This window comes from Bacillus sp. 05T31, from assembly GCF_056396725.1.
Genome location: NZ_JBFTMA010000637.1, coordinates 1 through 2,635, shown reverse-complemented (window position 1 = coordinate 2,635; position 2,635 = coordinate 1). Strand labels below are relative to the sequence as shown.

The window sequence follows — 2,635 nt, the reverse complement described above, 5'->3', positions numbered from 1 at the left end:
CAGTTAGGGCACTTTACAAAAGATATAACAGTAAAAAGCTTAAAGGAAGTAAAGGAAAGTACTGAATCATCTTCTTATACACATATTGTTTATATCGGAGAGAAAAAAGAAGATTTTTCTATTGCAGCAAAACAATTTCTAGAAAACTTCTCAGGTCCCATATTAGTTTTAGGACAAAATGTTGAACAATTATCTAATCGTTTTTCTTTCATTACCTCGAAAGAAACCGATATACGAATTCACACTATAGAATATCCGACTAACCAGTTAAAAAATGAATTACATGAAGAACGCTTAATGAAGAAAATTGAAACAAAAGGAACAACTCTTGCTTACGCCTTGAGTGCTGATGGAACTCATCCGTTAATCATTCAGCAAGGAACATCCTATTATGTTGCAACTCCAAACCTTTTCGATTGGATGTCTCATTACGTCGGTGAAATGTTATTTTCTTATTTCGGACAAAAACCTGAAACAAATAAAACTTCAGCTTATTTACGTCTTGAAGACGTTCATCCAGCTGTAGATGTAAAGCAATTAAAAGAAATCGCTGAATTACTAAAAGAGAAAAAGCTCCCTTATATGATTACCGTTATCCCTGTTTACAAAGATCCAGACACAGGAAAAACAGTACATTTAAAGGATAACTCTGAATTAATCGATGTTTTACACTTTATGCAAGATAATGGTGGCTCTATCGTTATGCATGGTTACACACATCAGTTTTATGATAGTGAAACTGGCGAAGGTTTTGAATTTTGGGATGTAAAAACAGATCAACCAATTCGCCAACCGAACCATGAAAAACCAAAGACAAAAGAAGATTTTCATTCTACAGAAGACTATAATAAATACGTAGAAAACGGAAAATCCTTCGAAGAAAAATATATTAAAGATCATATTGAAAAAGGGATTACAGAGCTTGTAGAAGCGAAATTATATCCAATTGCCTTTGAAGCTCCGCACTATACAATGTCTCAAAAAGGATATGAAATACTATCACAATATTTTTCAACTTATGTAGGACAAATACAACTAAACGATACAACTTGGAAATCAATGCACTCACCGGCTTATATAAGTACACCGTCATTTTTACATGGGATGAAATTAATTCCTGAAACTGTTGGCTTTATTGAAGAAGGGAAGCCACAAGCTATAGCAAAAATGAAAGAACGTGCTTTATCTATCACTAAACTATCTGATGGAATTATCGGTGCATTTTATCATCCTTACTTGGGCGTTGAACCATTAAAAGAAGTATTAAAAGAACTAGAAAGTATTCCAAACATAGAGTGGATTGATTTACAAAAAGACATGAATGAAATAAAAATGAAAGATATTCATATTACTACTAATAAAGAAGGCATTCACGTTGAAAAACCAACAAGTGCGAATGACATAATTGATTATATAAAACAATATGGGTTCTTCCTTATAATTGGTTTCATTATAATTGTCTTTCTTTTATTATTAAGACGTGCGAAAAAATTAGAGTCATAAAAAAAACACCAAGCGAGATGCTTGGTGTTTTTTTATGACTCACTAACTTTATAAAATCGCACCGTATTCGCATATATTTGCTCAGTAACTTTCTCTACTGATATTTTTTTTATTATACTAATTTCTTGTAATACATCTTTTATCATATAAGGATGTGTCATCGTATCCTTCTGAAATTCCCACGGCCCATCTGTTTCTACCATCATATATTCAAGCGGATAATACGAAACTATTTTTCTAATTTTCTCCTTATGTAAAACATCCGGTGTGATAGAAATATAATAACCGTTCCTCATCATCCGTTTCATTGTCTCTTCACTTCCTTTAAACCAATGAAAGTGTGCACGCGAAACTTTATATTCTTCAAGTAAACCACATACAGTGTCAGTATCTTCATAAACCGCATGCAATATAATTGGTAAATCGTATTTACTAGCTAGTTCCACAAACTTTTTTAACACCGCTATGTATGGATCAATAGCAATATTTTCATCTTCTTTCCTTAAATAATATGGCAAGCCCACTTCACCAATCGCAACGATTTCCTCTACATGATCTTCAATTAATTTATAAATTTGCTCACATTCCTCTTTATAAATGGGCTGCTCCGGATGAAAACCTATTGCTGGATGTACAAAAGTATATCGGTTTGCTAAAGATAAAGTTTCTAGACATGATTGATAATTCATAGATACTGCAATAAGCCCTTGTATCTCTTTACTGTTTTCCACATCTGTAAGTAATCTACTTTTCTCTTCATCCTGATATTGATCAACATGTATATGGCTATCAATCCATTTCATCTTTATGCCCCCATAAAAAAAACAAGAAAGGGTCTCCCTTCTTGTTTTATCATCTATATTAGTTAACAATTAAATTTGTTATTATATCAAATAATCCAATACATACTATGGCAACAGTAAAGTAGCTACAGAAATCTTTAATTGGAAACTTCACTACTTCTTCTTTACGCATCCCCGTTTTCTCCCTTCTTAATATATCCCTAATTATTTTTTATCTATTTGTATCTATTATGCAAAAAATATGACAAAATTACTATCGAATTAACTTACGTAAACCTTACAATGTTGTAAGGTTTGAAAAAGAGCCTCATCTAAATAGAGATGAGGGC

General features: G+C 32.1%; 2 protein-coding genes. One reads left to right on the top strand and one right to left on the bottom strand.

Annotation, left to right across the window (positions count from 1 at the left end; genetic code table 11):
• The coding region (locus AC1DJR_RS25650) for a DUF2334 domain-containing protein (protein ID WP_477003823.1) at nt 1–1,503 on the top strand (1,503 nt) is incomplete at its 5' end.
• Between the two features lie 32 nt (nt 1,504–1,535).
• Here AC1DJR_RS25650 and AC1DJR_RS25645 read toward each other — a convergent pair.
• Complete coding sequence (locus AC1DJR_RS25645) at nt 1,536–2,306, bottom strand: TatD family hydrolase (protein WP_410592439.1); 771 nt, start codon at nt 2,304–2,306, stop codon at nt 1,536–1,538.
• Nucleotides 2,307–2,635: the final 329 nt, after the last annotated feature.